At 59.6% G+C, this 17,461-nt stretch carries 13 protein-coding genes; 12 read left to right on the plus strand and 1 reads right to left on the minus strand.

Features of this window, described 5'->3' with window-relative positions:
• Window positions 1-36 precede the first annotated feature (36 nt).
• The 5 genes from JAB4_RS08995 (at window position 37) to JAB4_RS09015 (ending at window position 7,742) form a co-directional block, all read left to right on the plus strand.
• Window positions 37-1,545, plus strand: coding sequence for a lipopolysaccharide biosynthesis protein (locus JAB4_RS08995; protein WP_070224582.1), 1,509 nt, complete (start codon window positions 37-39; stop codon window positions 1,543-1,545).
• Between the two features lie 10 nt (window positions 1,546-1,555).
• Entirely contained in the window at window positions 1,556-2,989 is a 1,434-nt protein-coding gene (locus tag JAB4_RS09000) for an O-antigen ligase family protein (RefSeq protein ID WP_070224581.1), read from the plus strand.
• Window positions 2,989-3,927 carry a glycosyltransferase family A protein gene (locus JAB4_RS09005; RefSeq protein ID WP_070224580.1) on the plus strand — a complete coding sequence of 313 codons (939 nt, stop codon included), beginning with the start codon at window positions 2,989-2,991 and terminating at the stop codon, window positions 3,925-3,927. The genes JAB4_RS09000 and JAB4_RS09005 overlap by 1 nt, the downstream gene beginning before the upstream one ends.
• Before the next feature lie 121 nt (window positions 3,928-4,048).
• Window positions 4,049-6,343: a heparinase II/III family protein gene (locus JAB4_RS09010; RefSeq protein ID WP_227742126.1), complete on the plus strand. Its 2,295-nt coding sequence runs from the start codon at window positions 4,049-4,051 to the stop codon at window positions 6,341-6,343.
• Between the two features lie 145 nt (window positions 6,344-6,488).
• Window positions 6,489-7,742, plus strand: coding sequence for a glycosyltransferase (locus tag JAB4_RS09015; RefSeq protein WP_175444759.1), 1,254 nt, complete (start codon window positions 6,489-6,491; stop codon window positions 7,740-7,742).
• Window positions 7,743-7,749: 7 nt separating this feature from the next.
• Here the strand turns inward: JAB4_RS09015 and JAB4_RS09020 are convergent, their stop codons facing one another.
• Window positions 7,750-9,000 (minus strand): phenylacetate--CoA ligase family protein, encoded by a 1,251-nt coding sequence (locus JAB4_RS09020; RefSeq protein WP_139143018.1) that lies wholly within the window; start codon window positions 8,998-9,000, stop codon window positions 7,750-7,752.
• Window positions 9,001-9,344: 344 nt separating this feature from the next.
• Between JAB4_RS09020 and JAB4_RS09025 the strand changes: the two genes are divergently transcribed.
• The 7 genes from JAB4_RS09025 (at window position 9,345) to JAB4_RS09055 (ending at window position 17,448) form a co-directional block, all read left to right on the plus strand.
• Complete coding sequence (locus JAB4_RS09025) at window positions 9,345-10,472, plus strand: glycosyltransferase family 4 protein (RefSeq protein ID WP_227742127.1); 1,128 nt, start codon at window positions 9,345-9,347, stop codon at window positions 10,470-10,472.
• Between the two features lie 96 nt (window positions 10,473-10,568).
• Window positions 10,569-11,849, plus strand: coding sequence for a nucleotide sugar dehydrogenase (locus JAB4_RS09030; RefSeq protein WP_070224576.1), 1,281 nt, complete (start codon window positions 10,569-10,571; stop codon window positions 11,847-11,849).
• Window positions 11,850-11,904: 55 nt separating this feature from the next.
• On the plus strand, window positions 11,905-12,927 hold the full coding sequence (locus JAB4_RS09035) for a DUF354 domain-containing protein (RefSeq protein ID WP_070224575.1): 1,023 nt from the start codon (window positions 11,905-11,907) through the stop codon (window positions 12,925-12,927).
• Window positions 12,928-13,001: 74 nt separating this feature from the next.
• Window positions 13,002-14,093, plus strand: coding sequence for a Gfo/Idh/MocA family oxidoreductase (locus JAB4_RS09040; RefSeq protein ID WP_070224574.1), 1,092 nt, complete (start codon window positions 13,002-13,004; stop codon window positions 14,091-14,093).
• 47 nt (window positions 14,094-14,140) lie between these two features.
• Window positions 14,141-15,031 (plus strand): hypothetical protein, encoded by an 891-nt coding sequence (locus JAB4_RS09045; RefSeq protein WP_070224573.1) that lies wholly within the window; start codon window positions 14,141-14,143, stop codon window positions 15,029-15,031.
• Entirely contained in the window at window positions 15,028-16,137 is a 1,110-nt protein-coding gene (wecB, locus tag JAB4_RS09050; protein ID WP_070224572.1) for a UDP-N-acetylglucosamine 2-epimerase (non-hydrolyzing), read from the plus strand. The genes JAB4_RS09045 and wecB overlap by 4 nt, the downstream gene beginning before the upstream one ends.
• 156 nt (window positions 16,138-16,293) lie before the next feature.
• The gene (locus JAB4_RS09055; protein ID WP_070224571.1) at window positions 16,294-17,448 is read left to right on the plus strand and encodes an NDP-sugar synthase; all 1,155 of its coding nucleotides are present in this window, start codon (window positions 16,294-16,296) and stop codon (window positions 17,446-17,448) included.
• Window positions 17,449-17,461 lie beyond the last annotated feature (13 nt).

Here is a 17,461-nt window from a genome sequence, read left to right on the forward strand (position 1 = left end):
AGCGCCAGTGCGCCTCCTCCTGTCCTGCGTCGCGCCATGTCTGCCAGCGCTGACGTCAAGACACGCGCGGTAAGCGCCGTCAAATGGGCCGCGCTCGGCACGGTGACGCGCTTCGTGCTGCAGATGGGCGTGCAGATCGTGCTGGCGCGCCTGCTGGGGCCGGAAATCTACGGCCTGTTCGCCATGGGCTTGCTGGTCATGACACTGAGTACCTTCCTTGCCGATTTCGGCTTTGCCTGGGGCCTGGTGCAAAACCAGCAATTGCATGACGACGACATCCGTTTCGCTTTCACGTGGCAATGCTTGTCCGGCGCGGCGGCCATGCTGGGCCTGTACCTGCTGGCGCCGTGGATCGCCGCCTACTTCAAGGAGCCACGGCTGGTGTCCATCGTTTGCTGGCTGAGCCTGACGTGCCTGCTCAGCGCGATGACGGCGCCCAGCAGCAACCTGCTGCGGCGCCAGCTCAATTTCCGCTGGCTCAATATCGCGCAGATCCTCAGTTATGCGCTGGGCTACCTGTGTGTGGGCATTCCGCTGGCACTGATGGGCGCTGGTGTCTGGACCCTGGTCAGTGCCTGGCTGGTACAGGCGCTGAGCTTGCTGATCCTGACATATTGCCGCAATCCCCATACGCTGCGTCCATTGCTGTGGTACGCGGGTGCGCGCCGCTCGACGCATACGGGCAGTACAGTATTTATTACCAACCTGAGCAACTGGTTCTTGAACAACCTCGATCGGGTTTTCCTGGGGCGCATCCTCAATGCCCACGCGGTCGGGGTATATGCGGTGGGTTACAACCTGGCTAACACGCCCAATTCGCTGTTCCTCAGCGCCCTGCAGCCAGCCTTCCTGGCGGCCGGTGCGCGCTTGCAGGACGACGTGGCCGGCTTGCGGCAGGCGTACCTGTCCGTCATCGCGGCCACCTGGATCGTCATCGGTCCCGTCTTCGTGGTGTTGGCCTGCCTCGCCGGCGACCTGATCGCCACCCTGTACGGCGATGCCTGGCGCGAATCGAGCCGCGTGCTGACGGTGTTGGCGCTGGGCATGCCCGCCTACGTCACGTGGGGCATGTCGACGCCCATCTTGTGGAATACGGGCGGCAAGCACCTGGAAGCGCTGCTGCAGATGCCGCTGATCGTGCTGGCGGGTATCGCACTCTGGCAGTTTTCCGGCCTGGGTGTAGTGGTGGTGGCCGCCATCGCGTCAGGTACCTTGCTGGCGCGCGCGCTGGTGATCGGCATGACGGCATGCCTGCGCTTGCATTTGGGCATAATCGACTTGTGGCCCAGCGTCTGGCGCTCCGTCGTGCTGATGCTGCTGGCGGCGGCCGGCGCCCATGGCGGCTCACTGCTGGGGCATGCCATCGGCCACGGGCCGCTGCCTGCCTTGTTGTTTGGCTCTCTAGGCGGCGGCGGTCTGTGTTTGCTGGCCGGTTTGCTTCAGCCACAATTGCTGGGACGGCGTATCGTCGACCTGCTTGGACGCTTCAGTCCGCCGGTGCCGGCACGGGTCGGTGTTTATCTTCGTAGTAAATGTTCAGTATGATGAGATTGATATGATTGAATTTATTGGCGGCTTGGTGGTGTTGATCGCCGCAATCCTGGTCGTGGCGGGCATGGCTTTGAGTGCCCACTGGGGACACAAGCGGGAATTGGGGTTGATGCAATATATTGCGTACCCGATTTTCCTGACCTATGCCTTGACCATTTTCTTGTCGGGCCGCGACCTGGCTTTTCCAGATGATGTGCTGGCCATTGTCGTCAACAAGAGTTCCATCGTTTCTTGGCTGGGCCGCCTGAGTTCGGTATTTCTGATCTTCTCATGTGGCGAGCGCATATTGCGCTACGTGCTGAACTCTGGAAGCGAGCACAAACGCATGCCCGGCATGCTGCTGTTTGGCTTCTGGATTTTTTACGCGAGCAATACATTGACCCCCGCCTTGTTCGGCATGTATCCATATTTTTCCCATGAATTCCTGTATGCGCTGCTGGCTTGCCAGGCGGCCCTGATGGCCAATACCAAGGCCGACGTGGACGCCATGACGGTTGTGCTGCGCAATGCCCTGCTGGCGTTGCTTGTCGCCAGTGCCGCTTGCATCGTATGGAAGCACGGTCTGGTAATGAGCACGAACTACCACGGTCTGGTACCAGGCCTGAAGCTGCGCTATGCTGGGCTGACCAGCCACGCCAACAGCCTGGGGCCATTGTGTGTGCTGTTCATGCTGTGCCTTTGGTATCGGCCTTTCAAAAATGTCTGGCTGATGCGCGGTGGCTGGATGCTGGGCGGCATCAGCCTGCTGCTGACGCAGTCGAAGACTAGCTGGATCGCCTTTATCCTGTCGGTGGTGGTGCTGGCCTGGTATAGCCGCCGCGATGAAATCAACGCCCGCATTCAGGATTTCCGGCGCCCCCATCTACCAGTATTATTAATACTGATGATGATGTTTGGCGGCGCCCTGCTATGCTTGATTTTCATGTTTGGCGGCGGCGGCGACAAGATTGCGCGCTTCTTCACGACCCGCGACGGCGCCGAACTGATGACCTTTATGGGGCGCGATCAGATCTGGCAGATCGCCGTCGAAGAGTGGCGCAAGAATCCTGTGTTTGGCTACGGACTGAATATCTTCGATGAGGCTTTCCGCAACAGCATCGGCATGCCGTTCGCCACCCATGCTCACAGCCAGTTCTTCCAGAGCCTGTCGAGCGCCGGCAGCGTCGGGGCGTTTGGCCTGCTTTTCTACACGCTGGTGATCGCTTATTTCGTCGCCAATACCGTCCGGGCCAGCCAGGGGCTGTCGCTGGCGCTGTTTATCCTACTCATTTGCAAGTCGATCAGTGAAGTGCCTCTGTCGCTAGCCAGCATGAGCCCTGATTTGCCGATTCATATGCTGCAGCTGGCGGTGCTCGTCCGCTACTATGTACCGGCTGCACAGCAGCGGCGTGAGAAAGCCTTGGCACGGCGCAATATGATGGAAGGGAGTTTGTCTTGATGTTGTGCTCCGTCATTATCCCACTATATAACAAGGAACAATATATCGTCTCGGCGATCGCCTCTGTGATGTCGCAAAGCCACCAGGATTTTGAAATTGTGGTCGTCGACGATGGCTCGCGCGATGGCGGCGCCGCTCTCGTGGAAGCGATGGACGATCCGCGCATACGCTTGATCCGACAAGCGAATGGAGGCGTGTCACGCGCGCGCAACGTGGGTATCGCGGCCTCGCGAGGAGAGCTGGTTTGCTTCCTCGACGCCGATGATTGGTATGCTGCAGATTTTTTATTGGCAATTGTTTCCATGTACCAAAAGTATCCGGAAAACAGTTTTTTTTCTACATCATTTTTATGCATGAACGATCCATCCGATGGCCTGCTCGACCAGGTTGCCGATGCGCGGTTTGAGCCGATTAAGAATTTCTATGCCTACCGGGCAGCCCACGGAGTGTTCTATTGCACTAACTCGATTGCCGTGCCGCGCCGCCATTTAATGTCCATGTCTCAATGTTTTCCCGAAGGCGATCAGTTTGGCGAGGACCAGGATTTATGGTTCCGCCTGGCCGAGCGCCTGCAGCTGGTCTTCACGCCTGCCAGACTTGTAGCATATCGCACGGATGTGGCTGGCAGCCTGTGTGCCGTGCATGACTTGCGCACCTTGCCACAGGTATTTTTTCGGTTGGAGCAGCGCGCCCTGAGCTTGCCTGCCGGCGACCCATCGCGCCCGGGCGCCTTGAGCATCGTCGCCGATGCGCGCATCAAGGTGGCGCGCTATGCTTTGCAGGATGGGCGCCGTGGCGATGCCTTGGTGGAATTATGCAAGGCATTGCGCGGCGGCATGTCGATGCGCTGGCTGGTGACTTTCGTCATGTGTACCGCTGGCAACGCTTCTTTGCTAAAACGGTGGGAATTGTGGCGCGAATTGAAGCAGAGCAACTAAAGTCATAGTAACCGAAAGTACTTTCGGTATAATGGACATTGCGCCCATGCAGTGTTGAGGACTTGCAATTCACGAGTCCTTTTGCTCGAGGCGCGCCGCTCCGTCTTGAGGGAAGGCGATTATGCAAAATGAAGCTGCCCCAGAAAAGATGTCATCCTATCTCATGGAGGCTATAAGCATGAAAGCCGCTAAACGTACCTTGCTATGCAGCGCAGCCTGGCTGCTGTTCCCTTATAGTCATTATGCGCGTGCCGACTGGGCCCAGTCGGCGGATGCACTGGTCGTGAAGGCGATGCCGACGAACCGCCAGCTGCAGGCGCAGAACCCGCCGACATTTACGTGGGCGCCCTACTCGGCGACTACCACTTCCTATACGCTCGAGATCCGCATCGGCACCACCGTGGTGCGCACCTATACGAGCAGCCGCAACTGGTATTTGCCCAGCGAGCCGCTTCCTGTCGGCAGCTATACCTGGCGCGTGCGCCCCACCGTCAGCTCGGCATGGTCGGATGACCGCGCCTTCGAGATCGGTGGCAGTTCCAAGCAATTCATTTTGCCGGCCAATGATGTCTTGCGCGCCAATATCCTGAAACGTCCGCGTCCGCGCGGTTTGCCTGCCAGCTTGCCGGTAGCGAGCGCCTGGACCGCTGCCATGAAGGCAGAACGGGGCCCGGCCTTGCAGGGGATGAGCAATGAAGTTGTCCTGCAAACGACCAATGTCGCGCTGCCGTCCGACGCCAACTGGCCCCTGGTTGCCAGCAGCGTCATGACTGCTGCCTATGCGGCGCAGATGACGTCGGTACGTACTTCGATCGTCTTGAACAGCCGCCAGCTCGAGGCCGCCGCGCTGATGTTCCGCCTGACGGGCGAGCAACGCTTTCTGACTGAGGCCTTGCGGCGGGGGGATGCCCTGACGGCGCTCAATCCCAATGGGCCGACCAGCTATGTCAATCAGGCGCAGGGCAGCCGCTCTATTGCCCTGGCGTTGAGCAAGGCGCTTGACAGCCTCGGTTCCAACCTCGACGCGACCCGGCGTGCTGTCTGGATGGCGATGGTCAAGACGCGTACGGCCGTTATCTACCAAGAGCTGCTGAGCAACAATGGTGGTATCGAACAGAAACCTTACGATGCCTTCACGGCTACCAATATCGGTTTTCTTGCCGGTATTTCCGCGCTGGTGCTGGGCGAAATCCCGGAAGCGACCACGTGGTTCGACTTTTCCGTACGCTACTTCTCGGGTTCCTTGATGGTATGGAGCGGCCCGGAGGGCGGTTTTTCGGAAGGTACGGCCTACGCGGAGTTCAGCGCGGATAACGCCTTGCAGATATGGCAGCCCTTGCTGCAGGCCAGCGGCATCGATTTGTTTGCCAAGCCGTGGTCCGCAGGGCTGGCTCGTTTCTTCATGGAATTTGTTCCGCCCGGCGCCAAGACACATATGTTCGGCGATGCGCAGGAGATTGAGCCGGTGTACCGTTTGCTGAAGGCCTATGTATCGCGCTTTGCCACGCCGGAAGCAGCCTGGTACGTCAAGAATATCACTGTGAACGAGGACATGCTGACCTTGCTGCAGGCGCCGTATCCTATGCCTGTATCGACCGTGACGGAAACGCCGCGGCCGCCGGCCAATGGCGCCCTTTTTCCCAGCATCGGCTGGAGCGCGATGCACAGCAATCTTGCTGATTTGAAACGCACTTCCGTGTATTTCAAATCTACGCCCTATGGTTCGTTCTCGCATAGTCATGGCAATCAAAATTCCTTCGTGTTGACGAGCGCCAATGTTCCCCTGCTGATCGAGACGGGCTGGTATGACTGGTTCGGTTCGCCCATGCACACGACATGGTATCGCCAGTCGAAGTCGGCTAACACGATTACTTTCGATGGCGGCGTCGGTCAAATGGTGGATGGCTACCGCGAAACCCTGGTGCGCAACGGCGCCATTACGGCCTTTTCCACGACACCGTCGGTGGACTACGTGGAAGGCAATGCGACCCCCGCTTATGGCGGTGCGTTAAGCCTGGCGGTACGGCAATTGTGGTACTTGCGCGACAGTGATGCCATCGTCGTGCGCGACAAGCTGGCTGCGCCTGTCCAGCGCAGCTTCGAATGGAATTTTCATGCGGCAGCACCAATCTTGGTAGATGGCAGCGGCAATATTTCCATCGTCAACCAGGGCCGCTCCGTGTGCATCAAGCCGATAGCCGATCCGGGGGTGCGCTATGAGAAACGAACAGGGCCGCCACCAAAGGCGGGTAGCTACGAAGAGCACGGCGCCTTGGTACGCACGACCAGTGCCAGCAGCGGCGAATTCCTCGTCCTGCTCGACGTTGGGTGCAAGAACTTGCCCGTAAGTATCACTGCAACGGCAACCGGCAGGCAATTGACAGTCGGCACGCAGAAAATCACCATCGCCAACTGATTACCTGCCGGCATGTCCAGTAAGCCGCTTGCCTTCAAGGCAGGCGGCTTTTTTTATGCCCTGTTCATAGCGATGCAAGCAGGAAAATCAGTTAATCATGGTATTATTGCAATAAATGCATTTATGTTATGAAGAGGTTCACTTGATGAGTACACCGGTAGCTGCAGCCCAGGACAATGCTTCGACGCTGCGTCTCTTGCAATTGGTTCCCGAAGCCTTGCCTACGTTCCGCGTGGACGTCACTACCTTGTTTGGCGACTACCTGCCGCGCCACGGCATCGAATGCGAGCTGGTTGGCAAGCCCGTGCTTGGCGTATTGCCGGACCGCAGCGAAGGAACCCGATTCGCGCGCGTCAGGACAAGTAGCGCGCAGGGCGGGCGGCTGCGGAGGGAAGGGGCTTTTTTACTCACCTGCCTGAGTGCCTTGCTCAAGGTCAACCGCGCGACCTGCGACGTCATCCAGGTGCGCGACATGGTGTCGATCGGCTTGCTGGCGCTCGTCATTGCCCGCCTCAAGGGCATTCCCTTTGTCTTCTGGGTTTCCTTCCTCATGTGCGAGGCGCGCATTGCCAGGGCGCGGGCACAATTGGCGGCGCATGGCGGCTTGCGCAATCGCTTGATATTACTTAAAGGTTTGTTGGAGGAGTGTCTGCTGTACCGCGTCGTGTTACCAAGGGCGCAACACGTCTTCGTGCAAAGCGGGGCGATGCTGGAGATGATGCTGGAGAAGGGCATCCCGAAATCGCGCCTGAGCGCGGTACCCATGGGCGTCGACACGCAGGTGCTGGCCGCTGCGCCTGTGCAGGCGGAGCGTCCGCAAGGGTGGCAGCATGGACCGTTGATCGCCTATCTTGGGACGCTTGATCCCAGTCGCCAGATCGGACGCATGATCGAGGCGCTGGCCAGCGTGCGCGGCACCTATCCTGATGCGCGCCTGCTACTGATCGGCAGCGCCGGTTCGCCAGCGGAAACGGCTGCGCTGCAGGCACAGGTGGACGCTTCCGGCTTGGGCGCCGCCGTGCGCATTACCGGCTGGCTGCCATCGCGGCAAGCTTGGGCCTTGCTGGCCAGCGCCGATGCCGCCGTATCCTATTTTCCCCGTGGCTTGATCCATGACACCTGTTCGCCCACCAAGTTGCTGGAATACATGGCGCTGGGAATGCCGGTGGTGGCCAACGACAACCCCGATCAGGTACGCGTTCTCAAGGAGAGTGGCGCTGGCTGGCTGGTCGACAGTTCGACGCCGGCGATGGCGCAGGGACTACTCGACATCCTGGCCGATCCGGCAGCGGCGCGTGCCCGCGCGGCCAGCGGCCCGGGGTATATCGAGGCGACGCGCAGCTATCGCGTGATCGCGTCGGCCGTTGCCGCACAGTACCGGCGCCTGGTGCGCCGCTAGCGTTACTTCAGGCAGCGGGACGCCGGATCACGAAGCGGTGCTTGCCGTTCGCCTGCACCAGGAAGGGCGCGTTGTGAATGAAGTCCAGCTGCTCAAATGCCAGCGATGCGCCGATGCGTCGGCGATACTCGTCGTCGAGCGCCTGCCTGCCATTCGCTGTGCCATGCAGGTTGATTTCCAGGCGCTGCTCGTCGAACACCACTTGAAACGCGTGAATATGGGGGTCTTCGCGGAAAAGGTGGGTGAAAAATTCTGAATGGACGGCCGCGCCGTGCGGGTCGACCACCATGTCGTTCTGCCGCCCGCCGACTTCATCGATCAGTGGCAGGCTGCGGCCGCACGCGCACAGCCGGCTCGACATGCGCACCAGATCCCCCGTATCGCAGCGCGGCAGAAACATCGCGCGATTTGCCATGTCCGTCGAGATCAGCCGCCCATCAGGCAAGATTTCCGCGTGGCTACGCGACGAGATTAGGTGGAAGCCGTCACGGTGCTCGCATTCGAAGGCTGAAACCCCAGCTTCGTTGCAGCCATACTGGCTGTAGCATGGCACGCCAAAGGCGGCTTCGATATCGGCCCGCATGGCCGGCGTCAGTACTTCTGCCGTACACACAATGCCGCGTAGCACGTGGTGCAGGCGCTGGCCAGATGCCAGCCTGTGCCGGGCCAACCGGTGGACGGCCGAGGCATAGCCGTACAGCAGCCGGAAGCCGCCCTGGCTCAGGTTAGCATCATATTCATCCATGCGTGCTGGCGACATGTCGAACGCGGACAGGACGCTGACATTCAGCAAGCGGTAGTAGATGCGCTGTTTGTAACCGGTGCCAAACAGGGAGGAGCCGGCAAGAAAAGCCACCTTGTCGCCCAACTGGTAGCCGGCCGCTTCCCAGGCGAGGAAAATGCCGGCCCACAGGTAGGACTGGGCTTCATTGCCTGTGTAGTACACCAGCGGTTCGCCCGTGGAGCCACCTGTTTTCTTGCGCACGACCTTGCCCTTGTAGTGGGGGTTGATCAGTTGTTCGCGATGGGTATTGATAAAACGCTTGTCCAGCACGGGCAGCGCTTCAAAATGGCTGACGTCGCGGAACAGGGGCAGGGCGTGCCGCATTGCATCAAAGTAGTCATTGAGCTGACTGCGCTCCCTGGCCTGCATGGTGGTATGGTCATCGTATTGCCAGTGGCGCAGTGTCTTGAGCAAGCCGATCGAATCGGTGCCGCGTGCAAGGTCGATCAATTTGTAGCGCAACGCTAAAGTCATTCTTGTACTCTCTATTCTTGCGCCGCACGGGAACGCTGTCCCCGTATGTGCAGCTAATTGCGTGTCTCGGGTCGGGTGTTGCTAGTCTGCACGCCGAACCTGTGATTCTTCCGTGCATGGCATGACAATTATTCATAATACAATATTTTTTTGACTGCTGTACGCATTCTGACGTATCCAGGCAAAGATGTCGCGTTCCGCGATTCGATTGAAAAAGTTAATTTTAAAGAAGTATTTTTGTTGTACAATAGTCACTCTTTATAAGCACAACAATAACAGTTTTGCTGTGGTGCAAAATGTATCGCGTGCGCGCTACGGGAATATGTGAGAATAAAAAAAATGCAATGGTTGTCGTAGTCCGACATGTACTGGATAAAAAATTTGGGGGCTGGATGAAGGCTGGATGCAAGGTACTGATGGTAGGCACCCATCCTGGCGGAAAGGGCGGCATCGCCACCGTTGTCGCTGTGCTGCAACAACAAGGTTTTTTTAAAGAGAACGCGGTGCGCTATATCGCCACGCATGCGCAAGGGGGGGGCGTGCGCAAGCTGGGCACGGCCATTGGCGCCGTGTGCACGGTAGCCTGGCTGTGTCTGACGCAGCGTCCGGCCATCGTGCATGTGCATTCTGCGTCGCGCGCCAGCTTTTACCGGAAATCATTGATATTGCTCACGGCGAGGCTGTTGGGCCGCAAGACGATCTTTCATTTGCATGGCGCCGAATTTCGGCAGTTTGCGAATGTCGAATCGGGCCCGCTGGCCCGCTGGTGGATACGCCGCACTCTGGCCAGCAGTTCCATGGTGGTGACCCTGTCGGAAAGCTGGAGCGGTTTCTTGCGTGAACTGGCGCCGACGGCCCGCCTGCGGGTGGTGGCCAATTCGGTCTCCATGCCGGTGCTGCAGGAGCCGGCGCGGGAAGAGGCGGGACGCATTCTGTTTCTGGGAAGGGCCGAAAAGCGCAAAGGCATCTTTGAATTGCTCGACGCTATTGCGCTGCTGAAGCAGGAGTATCCTGAAGTCATGCTGGTGATCGGCGGTGACGGCGACCTCCAGGAGATCGCGCTGACGGTAGAGCGCTTGCAGATCGGCGCGCATGTGAGCATTCTCGGCTGGATTGGCACGCAGGAACGCGACGAGCAATTGGCCCGCGCGGCGGTATTTACCCTGCCATCGCACGACGAGGGCTTGCCTATGTCGATGTTGGAAGCGATGGCCACTGGCAAGGCGATAGTCGTGACACCGGTCGGTGGAATTCCCGAAGCCGTCTATGACCAGGTCAATGGCTTGCTGGTGCCGCCGGGCGATGTTGAGGCGCTTGCCGCGGCATTTAGCCGTTTATTGACGGATATCACGCTGCGCCGCCGCATCGGAGAGCAGGCGCGTGCCACCGTCGCCGAGCGTTTTAGTACGCAAGTGGTAATGGCTCAGCTGGCCAGCCTTTACCGGGAGCTGGAAGGACCGGCGGCGCCGTAGCCAGGTGATGGATAGGCTTGCTGCTGGAGCGTAATGCCGCTGTCAGGATGGCCAGGTATCTGCCTGGCAAATATTGAATTTTTTGAAGGTTTTGTTATGACAACAATTGCAGTGATTGGCCTGGGCTACGTAGGCCTGCCCTTGGTCGTGGAGTTTGGCAAGCTGGGGCGTACCATTGGCTTTGATATTTCCGTCGAGAAAGTTCAGTCTTGCCAGCGCGGCACGGATCCCTCGCGCGAACTGAGCGACCAGCAAATGGCCGCGGCCGTGCAGGCCGAGTATTCGTCCGAGCCGCAAATACTGGCCGAGGCCGATATTATCATCGTGGCCGTGCCGACCCCCGTCGACCAGGCCCATAATCCGGACTTCTCGCCCTTGATCGGCGCCAGCCGCACGGTGGGCCAGTACCTGAAAAAGGGCGCCATCGTCGTCTATGAATCGACCGTGTATCCGGGCGCGACCGAAGAGGTGTGCATCCCCGTGCTGGAAGAGGTCTCCGGCTTGAAGTGGAAGCAGGACTTTTTTGTCGGCTATTCCCCCGAGCGTATCAATCCGGGCGACCGCAAGCATATGTTGACGAATGTCATCAAAGTGGTCTCGGGCGATACGCCGCAGACGCTCGAACGCGTTGCCACCATGTATGAAAGCATCGTCGAGCCGGGTGTGCACCGCTGCTCCAGCATCAAGGCGGCGGAGGCCTGCAAGGTGATCGAAAACACCCAGCGCGATCTGAATATCGCGCTGATGAACGAGTTGGCGATCATTTTTGACAAAATCGGCATCGATACGTCGGAAGTGCTGAAGGCGGCCGGCACCAAGTGGAATTTCCTGAAGTTCTCGCCGGGCCTCGTGGGTGGCCATTGCATCGGGGTCGACCCGTACTACCTGACGCACAAGGCGGAAATGCTCGGCTATCACCCGCAGGTGATTCTGGCCGGGCGCCGCATCAACGATGGCATGGGCAAGTATATCGCCGAGCAGACCATCAAGAACATGATCGCCTCGGGCAGCTACATCAAGGGCGCCCGCGTCAACGTGCTGGGCCTGACGTTCAAGGAAAACTGCGCCGACCTGCGCAATTCCAAGGTGGGCGACGTCATCCGCGAACTGAAAACCTACGGCGTGGAAGTATTCGTGCACGATCCATATGCGGAACAGGAAGAGGCGATGCACGAGTATGGCGTGCGCCTGTTCAGCTGGGAAGAACTGCCGCGCGCCGACGCGATCGTGGCGGCCGTATCGCATCAGCAATTGCTCGACCTGCCGGTGGAAGAGTTGCAACGCAAGCTGATCAAGAGCGGCTGCTTCATCGACGTCAAGGCGTGTTTCGACCAGCAGGCGCTGGAAGAGGCAGGCATCAAGGTCTGGCGCCTGTAAGGGCCGGCGCCGCGCAGCAGCGCGGCATCTTTTTTCATTGTTGCAAGGGTAATTCATGCGTATCTGGTTTGAACTGACCAACTCGCCGCACATCAATATGTTTGCGGCCATGATCCGCGAACTGGAACGCGAACACGAGGTCGTGATCACGTGCCGGCCGCTGGCCAATACGGTCGAGCTGCTCGACTTGCATGGCTTTAAGTACACGGTGGTGGGCAAGCATTACGGCGGCCAGCTGTCGGCCAAGCTGTTTGGTTTCCCCGTGCGCGTCTACCAGCTGTGCCGCTTTTTGAGCGGCAAGAAAATTGACGTGGCGATCTCGCAGAGCTCTTTCCATTCGCCGGTGGCGGCACGCCTGATGGGCATCCGCTCCATCTACATGAACGATAACGAGCATGCGGCAGGCAATATCCCGGCGTTCTTGTTTGCCAACCGCATCATGGTGCCGGAGTTTCTCGGTATGGAAAAACTCAAGAAGCAGTGGGCCAATCCGCGCAAGGTCTTGCATTATCCGGGCGTCAAGGAAGGGATTTACCTGTGGGAACTTGATCAGCGCCTCGGCGCCAAGGGAGTGCAGCAGCGGGCAGGGCGCGCGCGGCACGTGGTGTATATCCGTCCGGAACCATGGACGGCCCAATATTACAAGGGCAGCCGCAACTTCCTTGATGAGTTGCTGTTGGGTATGAAAGACCGGGTCGATATCGTGTTATTGCCGCGAGGAAAAGAGCAGGGCGTGCATTACCAGGATCCCAAGTTTGCTGGCGTGCGCGTGGTCACCACTGCCCTCGACATCGCCGATATCGCGCCCGATTGCGACCTGTTCATCGGCGCCGGCGGCACCATGACGCGCGAGATGGCCGTGCTGGGCATTCCCACCATCTCCGTTTACCAGGATGCCTTGCTCGACGTCGACCGCCACCTGCTGGAGGTAGGTGCCTTCGAACACCGGCCCGACCTGACGGCTGCGCAGGCGCTGGCCTACCTGGACAGCGCCACGCAGCAACCACCGAATCGCAGCTTGCTGGAAAAGGGCCGCGCCGCGTATGACCTGGTCAAGCGGCAGCTCGTCAACGGCTAAATTTGATTAACAACATACGGGACGATGGCGGCACGGGCCGTCAGCGTCCCGGCAGCGCTAAAGGACAGGACAATATGATACGCCTCGCAGTAGTAGGCTTGGGCAAGATGGGCTTGTCACATCACTCGATGATCAATGCACATCCCGGTGTCACGCTGGCGGCCGTCTGCGACGCCACCGGCTACATGCTCGACATCCTGGGTAAATATACGGGCGTCAAGACCTATACGGACTTCGACCTCATGCTCAATGAACAGGAACTCGATGCCGTGATCATCGCGACGCCGTCCAGCATGCACGGCAAGATGGTGCTGGCCGCGCTGAACAAGAATATTCATGTGTTTTGCGAAAAGCCTTTCTGCCTCGATACCGAGGAAGGCGAGCAGGCGACCCGCCTGGCGGCGGAAAAAGGCCTGGTCAACCAGGTCGGCTACCACTACCGCTTCGTCGGCGCCTTCCAGGAGGTCAAGCGCCTGCTGGACGTGGGTGTGATCGGTGAAGTGACGCATATGCTGGCCGAGGCCTATGGCCCGGTAGTGCTGAAGCCGAAAGGCTCCACCTGGCGTACCCAGCGTTCGGAAGGCGGCGGCTGCCTGTATGACTATGCGGCCCATCCGCTGAACCTGCTGAACTGGTATTTCGGCGCGCCGCGCGGCGTGGGCGGCTCCGTACTCAACAAGATTTTCTCCGCTGACACGGACGATGAAGTGTTTTCCACCCTGTATTACGCCGATGGCAAGAGCGCCCAGCTGTCCGTCAACTGGAGCGACGAATCCTACCGCAAGATGTCGACGAAGATCAGCGTGTGGGGCAAGAATGGCCGCATCACCGCCGACCGCCAGGAAGTCCAGGTCTACCTGCGCGACGCCAGCGGCGCACCGGAAGGCTATGGCGAAGGCTGGACCGTGCGCAATACCACGGAATTGACGGAACCGGTCGACTTTTACCTGCGCGGCGAGGAATACTCGGCCCAGCTCGATTACTTCGTCCGTTGCATCGTCGACAAGCGCGCGGACGACAATGTCAACTCGTTCGCCTCGGCGCTGGCGACCGACCGCGTGATCTCGATGCTGATCGCCGACGCGGAAAAAGGTCCTGGCGTGCTGTCCGGCGATGCCTTGCCAGAACAGCCGAAAAAGAAAAAAGGTTTCTTTTTTGGCCGCTGACATGCCGCGCAGCAGGATTTCGATACGAAATATGAATGGAGCAGGAAATGGATCAACTCGATCGTTTGTTATTTGGTGATAATCAGTTCTTCGGTGTGAATCATATGTCGGAGGAAAAAGCGCGGGCCCAGGCCATGCGTTTCCAGGATATCAAGGCCGTTATCAAGGTGCTCGATAATGCCTACGATGAAGGGGTGAAATCCTTCATGTGCACGACCCATGACCGTATCGCACAGGTGTGCGATCACATGCGTGCCGACCCGGTGCGCTACAAGGACTTCAAATTCATGCCTTGCATGCCGTATGCCCACAAATATGCGAATGCCGTCACGGAAGACGGCATCATGGGCGCGCTCAAGCGTTTTACGCCCGATGAAGGCTTCCTGAATGCCGCCCTGCGTGGCGGCAAGGCATTGGCGACCAAGGATATCGAAGGCATCATTACCCTGCTGGTGGATGCGGAAATGAAGATGTTTGCCGGCCTGAATACGCCCGTGATCTTCCTGCAGAACGTGGTGGTCGACCTGCTGCTGGGCCTGGGCTTCAAGGACGCCTTCTCGATCTTCGCCAACCACGTGCGCAAGCGCTACAACGCCGAGCCCGGCTTCATCACGATGAACCTGCCGATGCTGCTCGACGTGCTCGAAGAGCAGGGCATCGACAACCCCATCGTCTGCTCGAACATCAACAAGGTGGGCTTCCGCATGTCCGGCGGCTTCGATGCCTACCAGAGCGCCTTGCGCGACCGCAAGTTCCGCGCGATCGCCATGTCCGTCTTCGCCTCGGGCGCGATCGCTCCCGAAGAAGCGATCGAATGGGTGTGCCAGCAGCCGAACATCGAATCCATCGTCTTTGGCGCCTCCAGCCGCGGCAATATCCGCAATACGCGCGAACTGGTGGACCGCTACTGGCCAGTGGCACAGGGGGAGGCATCATGAAGACGGTCTACCTGGTGGCCGGCGCACGGCCCAATTTCATGAAGATCGCGCCTATCGTGCGCGCGTTGCAAGGCCATGCGCGCCTGGCATTCAAGATCATCCACACGGGCCAGCACTATGACCGCGAGATGAACGACGTGTTTTTCGAAGAGTTGGGCATTCCCGAACCGGACGTCTTCATGGCGGCAGGCGGCGGCACGCACGCGGAACAGACGGGAAAGATCATGCTGGCCTTCGAACAGCTATGCAAGGCCGAACGGCCTGCCGCCGTGCTGGTGGTGGGCGACGTCAATTCCACGCTGGCTTGCTCCATCGCGGCGAAAAAGCTCGGCATTCCCGTGGCACACGTGGAGGCCGGCCTGCGCAGCGGCGACATGGGCATGCCGGAAGAGATCAACCGTCTCGTGACGGACAGTATCTCGGACTGGTTCTTCGTTACCGAGCCGAGCGCCGTCGAGCATTTGCGGCGCGAAGGCAAGCCGGATGCCGCCGTGCATTACGTGGGTCACGTAATGGTCGACAACGTGCTGTACCAGGCTGAAAAGCTGGGCCGCGAATCGCCGCGGCAATTCGAGGCGTCGGCCTTCAAGGCGGCGCACAGCGGCGCTGGAGCCCGCTATGGCGTGGTGACCCTGCATCGTCCGAGCAATGTCGACAGCGCCGAAGACATGCGCAAGGTGGCTGGCGCGCTGGTCGAGATCGCCGCAGAACTACCCCTGATCTTTCCCGTGCATCCGCGTACGCGCGCCAACCTCGACAAGTTTGGCATCGACCTGGGGCCGAACATCACGCTGGTGGGGCCGCAAAGCTACATGGCCTTCCTCGACCTGTGGAAGGATGCGGCGCTGGTGTTGACCGACAGCGGCGGCTTGCAGGAAGAAACCACGGCGCTGGGCGTGCCCTGCATCACGATACGCGAGACCACGGAGCGTCCCGTCACCGTCGACGAGGGCAGCAATGTCCTGGCTGGCACGGATCCGCTGCGCATCGTGGCCGAGGCGCGCAAGGTGCTGCGCGGCGAAGGCAAGCAGGGCCGCCGTCCGTATCTGTGGGATGGACAGGCCGCGCAGCGCATCGTGGCGCAACTGGACCAGGAACTGGCATAGGCAGCGGCAGGCAAGGGATAGGATGAAAGAGGATTGGACGGGCGCACAGGGCGGACATGGATAGCGCCGCCCATGCGCTTGCAAGATGGCCGATGGCTGGCGATACGCCGGCCGGGCGCCGCATCCACCCCAAACAACGATGGAAAGCGATCGACGATGAAAGCAATGATACTGGCTGCAGGCAAGGGCACTCGCGTGCGCCCTCTGACCTATGATTTACCGAAACCGATGATACCCATCCTGGGCAAGCCGGTGATGGCTTACCTGGTCGAGCATCTGTCCCGTTACGGCATTACCGAAATCATGGTCAATGTCAGCTATCTGCATGAAAAAATCGAGGAGTATTTCGGCGAGGGGCACCAGTTCGGCGTGCAGATCGGCTATTCCTTCGAAGGTTACACGAATGATGCAGGCGAAGTCGTGCCCGAGCCGCTGGGGTCGGCAGGCGGCATGAAGAAGATCCAGGAATTCGGCAACTTTTTCGATGAAACCACCATCGTGCTGTGCGGCGATGCCTTGATCGACCTCGACATCAAGTCTGCCCTGTTCGAACACCGCCGCAAGGGCGCGCTGGCGTCCGTCATCACGCTCGAAGTGCCGTGGGACAAGGTGTCGAGCTATGGCGTGGTGGTCAGCGATGCCGACGGCCGTATCCGCGCCTTCCAGGAAAAACCGGCACAGGCCGATGCGTTGTCCAATTGCGTCAGCACGGGCATCTATATTTTCGAACCCGAAGTGCTGGAACTGATTCCCAGTGACCGGCCGTTCGATATCGGCTCGGAACTGTTCCCCCTGCTGGTCGAGAAGGGATTGCCTTTCTATGCGCAAAAACGCAACTACAACTGGATCGATATCGGCAGCGTCAAGGATTACTGGGAAGTGCTGCAAAGCGTGCTGATGGGGGAAGTGGCCCAGCTGGACGTGCCCGGTATCCAGATCGACGACGGCCTGTGGGTCGGCTTGAATACCAGCATCGACTGGAGTGGCGGCACGCGCATCGAAGGCCCCGTCTACATCGGTTCGGGCAGCCGCATCGAGGCGGGCGCGACGATCATCGGGCCGACGTGGATCGGCCACGGCAGTCACGTGTGCGCGGGCGCCGAAGTGGTGCGCAGCGTGCTGTTCGAGTACACGCGCGTGCTGCCCGGCGTGGTGCTCGATGAAATGATCGTCTTCAAGGATTACAGCGTCGACCGGGCCGGCGAGATGCGGCACGCATCGCAGTATGAGCCCGATGCCTGGGCCAATGCGCGCGACCGGCGCAACCGCCGGCGTGCCGAGATGTCCACGCAACTGCGCGCAGTCAAATAACCAGGAGCCCCGA

It is taken from the genome of Janthinobacterium sp. HH102 (assembly GCF_001758625.2).
Classification (GTDB): Bacteria; Pseudomonadota; Gammaproteobacteria; order Burkholderiales; family Burkholderiaceae_D; genus Janthinobacterium.